This is a genomic window from Flavobacterium sp. (assembly GCF_003525665.1).
Taxonomy (GTDB): Bacteria; Bacteroidota; Bacteroidia; order Flavobacteriales; family Flavobacteriaceae; genus Flavobacterium.
Genome location: NZ_DQDX01000034.1, coordinates 6,208 through 12,046, shown reverse-complemented (window position 1 = coordinate 12,046; position 5,839 = coordinate 6,208). Strand labels below are relative to the sequence as shown.

General features: G+C 33.1%; 6 protein-coding genes and 1 pseudogene. 3 read left to right on the top strand and 4 right to left on the bottom strand.

Annotated elements, in window-relative coordinates; translation table 11 throughout:
• Positions 1-119 precede the first annotated feature (119 nt).
• The gene (locus DIU01_RS02315; RefSeq protein WP_290831649.1) at positions 120-914 is read right to left on the bottom strand and encodes a UDP-2,3-diacylglucosamine diphosphatase; all 795 of its coding nucleotides are present in this window, start codon (positions 912-914) and stop codon (positions 120-122) included.
• Between the two features lie 166 nt (positions 915-1,080).
• Between DIU01_RS02315 and aroC the strand changes: the two genes are divergently transcribed.
• From aroC to DIU01_RS02300, 3 genes are all read left to right on the top strand, one after another.
• Positions 1,081-2,142, top strand: coding sequence for a chorismate synthase (aroC, locus tag DIU01_RS02310; RefSeq protein ID WP_290831648.1), 1,062 nt, complete (start codon positions 1,081-1,083; stop codon positions 2,140-2,142).
• 4 nt (positions 2,143-2,146) lie between these two features.
• Entirely contained in the window at positions 2,147-3,400 is a 1,254-nt protein-coding gene (locus DIU01_RS02305; RefSeq protein WP_290831647.1) for a cation:dicarboxylase symporter family transporter, read from the top strand.
• Between the two features lie 64 nt (positions 3,401-3,464).
• Positions 3,465-4,916, top strand: coding sequence for a T9SS type A sorting domain-containing protein (locus tag DIU01_RS02300; RefSeq protein WP_290831646.1), 1,452 nt, complete (start codon positions 3,465-3,467; stop codon positions 4,914-4,916).
• 41 nt (positions 4,917-4,957) lie between these two features.
• Here the strand turns inward: DIU01_RS02300 and DIU01_RS02295 are convergent, their stop codons facing one another.
• The 3 genes and pseudogenes from DIU01_RS02295 to DIU01_RS02285 all read right to left on the bottom strand — a co-directional run.
• On the bottom strand, positions 4,958-5,095 hold the full coding sequence (locus DIU01_RS02295; RefSeq protein ID WP_290831645.1) for a hypothetical protein: 138 nt from the start codon (positions 5,093-5,095) through the stop codon (positions 4,958-4,960).
• A gap of 67 nt (positions 5,096-5,162) precedes the next feature.
• Entirely contained in the window at positions 5,163-5,573 is a 411-nt protein-coding gene (locus DIU01_RS02290; RefSeq protein ID WP_290831644.1) for a thiol-disulfide oxidoreductase DCC family protein, read from the bottom strand.
• A gap of 2 nt (positions 5,574-5,575) precedes the next feature.
• Positions 5,576-5,839 (bottom strand): annotated as a pseudogene (locus DIU01_RS02285) (DNA mismatch repair protein MutS); the annotation flags it as partial.

Sequence of the window (5,839 nt, the reverse complement as noted above, 5' to 3'; positions counted from 1 at the left end):
GATGAAAATCATACAAAAGCTATAATCGCAAAAAATTTGATAAAATTTGTTTTCATTTTTAATTTATTTTACACAAATAACGCAAAAATAAATTAATTTTCTTAAAATACTTTGTAGAATTAGTTCGTTAAACTTTCTTCCATTTCAAATAAGTTTTCTTCCTCAACAAATTTTGGTTTTTCATATTGAAATAGTTTCCATCTTTTTTTGTGGTATTCTAATGATGTTAAACTTTCAACCCAATCACCCGAATTGAGATACATAGTAGAACCTAGCTTATTTTCTTTCAATAAAATTTTTGGCTCGTGTATGTGACCACATATTACATAATCATACTTGTTTTCTATTGCCAAATCGGTTGCAGTGGTTTCAAAATCAGAAATATGTTTTACCGCTTTTTTTACACTTGCTTTAATTTTCTTTGAAAAAGAATAAGGTTCTTTACCAATTTTATTCAAACACCAATTTACAAAGCGATTGGTGAGTATCAAATAATCATAGCCAATTCCACCTAATTTGGCAATCCATTTCGAATGTTGCACTGAGGCATCAAAGACATCTCCATGAAAAATCCAAGCTTTTTTATCGTCTAAATCCAATATCAACTTATCAAGAACATGAAAGTTTCCAATGAAAGTATCACTGAATTTTCGCAACATTTCATCATGATTTCCTGTAATATAGTATACTTCAGTTCCTTTGGATGCCAAGTCAATGATTCGCTTTACTACCTTTAAATGTGATTTTGGGAAATACGATTTTCTAAACTGCCAAATATCAATAATATCACCATTTAAAATCAGTTTTTTAGGTTTTATTGAATTTAGATAATCCAATAATTCGTTGGCGTGTGAACCATAAGTACCTAAATGAACATCGGAAATAACAACTATATCTACTTTTCTTTTTTTCATAATTTCAAGTTTCACAAATTAAACATTGTTGTATTAAATGAAACCATAGTTAAGGTTAAGAAATAGGTTGCTTATTAAAAAGTTTTCAAGAGTAAATCCAAACTTTTAAACCATTTCACTTTTGCACTTTAAACTAAAAAACTATATTTGTTCAAAACATTATAAAATGGCTGGAAATAGCTACGGAACACTTTTTAGAATTACAACATTTGGCGAATCACATGGTGAAGCTTTGGGCGGAATTATTGATGGTTGTCCTCCCGGAATTGAAATAAATTTAGAGGCAATTCAACACGAAATGCAACGCCGCAAACCAGGTCAATCTTCTATTGTAACCCAACGAAAAGAAGAAGACGAAGTGCAATTGTTATCGGGTATTTTCGAAGGAAAAACAACCGGAACTCCAATAGGATTTATCATTCCAAATACCAATCAAAAATCAGACGATTATTCACATATCAAAGATTCCTATCGACCAAGTCATGCGGATTATGTGTATGAAAAAAAATACGGAATTCGAGATTATCGTGGTGGCGGAAGAAGTTCTGCTCGTGAAACCGCATCTCGTGTTGTAGCTGGAGCAATTGCAAAACAGGTTATAAAAGATATTAAAATCAATGCATTTGTTTCGTCTGTTGGTGAAATTTTTATCGATAAACCGTATCAAGATTTAGATTTTTCATTAATTGAATCGAATGCCGTGCGTTGTCCCGATTTGGCTTCGGCAGAAAAAATGGAAGCTTATATTAAAGAAATTAAAAAACAAGGCGATACTGTTGGCGGAACCATTACTTGTGTAATTCAGAATGTTCCTATCGGATTGGGCGAACCTGTTTTTGATAAATTGCATGCCGAATTAGGAAAAGCAATGTTATCGATAAATGCCGTTCATGGCTTTGAATATGGCAGCGGATTTTGTGGCGCACGAATGAAAGGAAGCGAACATAACGATTTGTACAACGAAGACGGAACTACAAAATCGAATCTATCTGGAGGAATTCAAGGCGGAATTTCTAACGGAATGGATATTTATTTTAGAGTAGCATTTAAACCAGTTGCGACTTTAATTCAGAAACAAGATGTTTTAACCAATCAAAATACCATTGTAGAACAACAAGGAAAAGGGCGTCACGATCCATGTGTTGTGCCACGAGCAGTGCCAATTGTTGAAGCAATGGCTGCAATTGTACTAGCCGATTTTTATTTACTAAACAAAACTTACTTATAATTTAATGACTACAACCGAACAACCAAAAAAATCCTTTTTAAGCAATTTAACGGTTCAAATTTTAATTGCAATGCTTCTTGGAGCAGTGCTAGGAATTTACATTCACAATAATTACGATGCCGAATTTGCTAAAAATTTTAGTGATAAAATTAAAATGTTGGCAACAATCTTCATTCGATTAGTTCAAATGATTATTGCGCCATTAGTTATTTCAACATTGGTAGTTGGAATTGCAAAACTTGGCGATATAAAATCAGTGGGTCGAATAGGAGGAAAGGCGATGGGTTGGTTTTTTACAGCATCATTCGTGTCCTTATTAATTGGATTGTTTTGGGTAAACATTTTGCAACCTGGAGTTGGTTTAAATTTGACTGATGTTGATGTTGCAACAGCATCTGAAGTTACCGACAAGACCAAAGTTTTTTCGGCTCAAAATTTTGTTGAACATATTATTCCAAAGAGTGTTTTTGAAGCATTAGCAACAAACGAAATTCTACAAATTGTAATTTTTTCTATTTTCTTCGGATTGGCTGCAGCTTCAATTGGAGACCATGCTAAACCAGTAGTTAAAGTATTAGATGTTATTTCGCATATCATTTTAAAAATGGTAAATTATGTGATGAAATTTGCTCCACTCGGAGTTTTTGGTGCCATTGCTGGTGTGTTTGCTATCAGAGATTTAAACGAATTATTGATTACTTATGCCAAATTTTTTGGTTCATTCTTAGTTGGGATTTCATCACTTTGGGTAGTTTTATTATTGGTTGGATATTTGTTCTTAAAAGGACACATGACCACTTTGTTGAAACGAATAGTTGGTCCGTTAATCATTGCATTTGGAACAACAAGTAGTGAAGCTGTTTTTCCAAAATTGACAGAAGAATTAGAACGATTGGGTGTAAAAGATAAAATAGTATCATTTATGTTGCCCTTAGGATATTCATTCAATCTTGACGGAAGTATGATGTACATGACTTTTGCAAGTATTTTTATTGCGCAAGCCTATGGAGTGCATTTAGATATACCAACACAAATGACCATGTTATTAGTATTAATGCTTACTAGTAAAGGAATTGCCGGAGTTCCAAGAGCCAGTTTAGTAGTTGTTGCCGCTACTTGTGGCATGTTTGATATTCCAATTGAAGGCATTGCTTTAATACTTCCCATAGATCACTTTTGTGATATGTTTAGAAGTGCTACCAACGTGTTGGGTAATGCTTTAGCAACTACTGTTGTAGGAAAATGGGAGAAGGATTAAATTTTTTGTTTTTTTCAAAAAAAAAATAGTACATTTGAAATTAAATCAAAAAAACTATTTACTTATGAAAAAAATTTTACTTTCAGCATTTTTAATGTTAAGTGCCGTATTGTCTGCTCAACAAAATTGCGGTAGTGCTGTAGAAATTACTGCTAATGGCACTGTAACTGCTCCAGCCATAACAGGCACTTACGTAATTTCTTGTGATCAAACCAATGTAGATGGTGCTGGACCTTATGCTGGTGTTTGGTATAAGTATACACCAACATCAAACGGAACAATAGCAATAAGTTCAAATTTACCATCAAATGTCGCGCCTAATAGTGTTGATACTAGGTTGTCTGTTTGGCAAGGTGCATCATGTTCAGCGTTAACGTGTGTTGGTGGTTCAGATGACGTTTCTGCAACTGTTTTTTTATCAACGTTTAATTTTAATGCTGTAGCAGGTACAACCTATTATTTTCAATGGGATAGCAGGTGGTCTGCTCTTGGTTTCAATTTTACATTTAATTTTACTCCAGTTTCATGTTTCCCTGTAACTACAATAAGTCCAGTTACTGCTGTTAGTACAACATCAGTAACCTTAAATTGGGCAGCAGCAACATTAAATCCAGCAAATTACAATGTTGAGTATGGTCCACTTGGTTTTACTTTAGGAACAGGAACTTTGGTAACAACTCCAACTAATTCAATTACATTAAATGGATTGTCTGCATCAACTGGATATGATTATTATGTTAGAAGTAATTGTGGAACTTCACAAAGTGCTTGGACTGCGGTAAATTCTTTCTCTACTGCAAGAGTTTGTCCTCAAAGTTTTGGTTTTGAAAACAACAGCGAATTAGTTGGTTGGTCTACTTTTGGAAATGGTTCATATGGTTTAAGTGCTAACGCACCTACTTTAGCCCAAGCTGGAAATTTTTATTGGATTTTTAATACTAATGCTACTGCAGTTTCTAACAATTGGTTGTTCACACCTGCTTTTTCTTTACAAGCTAATGAAGCTGTAACAATTACATTTTGGGTGAGATGTGCAACAGCAAGAAGTTTAAGATTAACTGTAGGTAATTCTACAGTACCAGCAACACAAACAACACAATTGTGGGCAAATGCTGCTTTAAATAATCCAACTTACACACAATTTACTGCTACATTTACTCCATCAACTTCTGGTAATTACTATTTTGGTTGGAATGATATATCAACTGCACAAGCAGTTGCTACTATGAGAATTGACTCAATTAACTTTAGTTCTGTTCTTTCTACAAATGAATTTTCTGACTCTAAATTTACTGTTTATCCAAATCCAACAAAAGGTTTAGTTGATATTTCAAATGATTCTGATGCTTCAATTTCATCTATAGAATTATCTGATATTAACGGTAGAGTTGTGAAAAATATTATTTTTAATGATAACCAAACACAAATTGATATTTCTCAATTATCGCAAGGAATGTATTTAATGAAAATTGTTTCTGATAAAGGAATTGCAGTTAAGAAAATTGTAAAAGAATAATACAACAGTTCACACAATACAAAAAAAGACTAAGTTTTCGCTTAGTCTTTTTTCTTTTTATTACTTCCCATCATCAGGAAAATTGCGCTTACTAATCCGATGATTACTAAGGAGAATACGCCAACCATAATGAAAGCGCCGTTATCCCAAGAATACAGCGGATGAACTATTTGTATCATAATTTAAATTGTTTAGGTTACCCAAAATTACTTCTAATAACCAAACATAAATATGATATTTGTCATACTACAAAAACTTCGATTTTAATGCTGCAGTCGGAATCATACAGCTCTCTTTTTTGCCATACCATTTGTAGCGATTCTTGGCAACAAAATCATAAATAAAATTGAACGACTTTCCTGTAAACGATAAGTAACTCACTATTTTATGCCAACTGTTTAATTCCTTTGCAATTCGCATGGCGGCTTCGGCTTTATAATAGTAGGCAATTCCAGGTTCATAAAGTATAATACTATCAATGTTGTCTGTTTTTACACCAATGTGTTTTAGAATTTGAATTCCCAGTTCCGATTGAATTGCAACAAACCGAAATATATCTTTACTATCATGCTTAATGATAAATTGAACCGATGCATCGCACAAATTGCAAACGCCATCAAACAAAATAATCTTTTTATCTTTTGGTAGATTTTCCATGACTATTTTTTTAAGGCGTCAACAAATTCTAACACCTCCAAACTTACAGTAGAAGTAAAAACACCGTAATTTACAACTGCCTTGTTTTTTTCAATCTTATCAATAGTTCCGACAGCTTTTCCGTCATTCATTCTAACTCTGTCACCAACTTTTAGCGTTACTTTTGGTTTTTCAGGAACAATACTTGCTTTTATTTTCTTCTCTTTTTTCTCCTTGCGAATCTCTTCAACTTTTACTGTAACTTCTTCTACAACTTGCTTTTGGAT

Coding starts and splice junctions, on each gene's coding strand:
- DIU01_RS02290 (WP_290831644.1), bottom strand. CDS start 5,573: ATGGAAAATCTACCAAAAGATAAAAAGATTATTTTGTTTGATGGCGTT.
- aroC (WP_290831648.1), top strand. CDS start 1,081: ATGGCTGGAAATAGCTACGGAACACTTTTTAGAATTACAACATTTGGC.
- DIU01_RS02300 (WP_290831646.1), top strand. CDS start 3,465: ATGAAAAAAATTTTACTTTCAGCATTTTTAATGTTAAGTGCCGTATTG.
- DIU01_RS02315 (WP_290831649.1), bottom strand. CDS start 914: ATGAAAAAAAGAAAAGTAGATATAGTTGTTATTTCCGATGTTCATTTA.
- DIU01_RS02295 (WP_290831645.1), bottom strand. CDS start 5,095: ATGATACAAATAGTTCATCCGCTGTATTCTTGGGATAACGGCGCTTTC.
- DIU01_RS02305 (WP_290831647.1), top strand. CDS start 2,147: ATGACTACAACCGAACAACCAAAAAAATCCTTTTTAAGCAATTTAACG.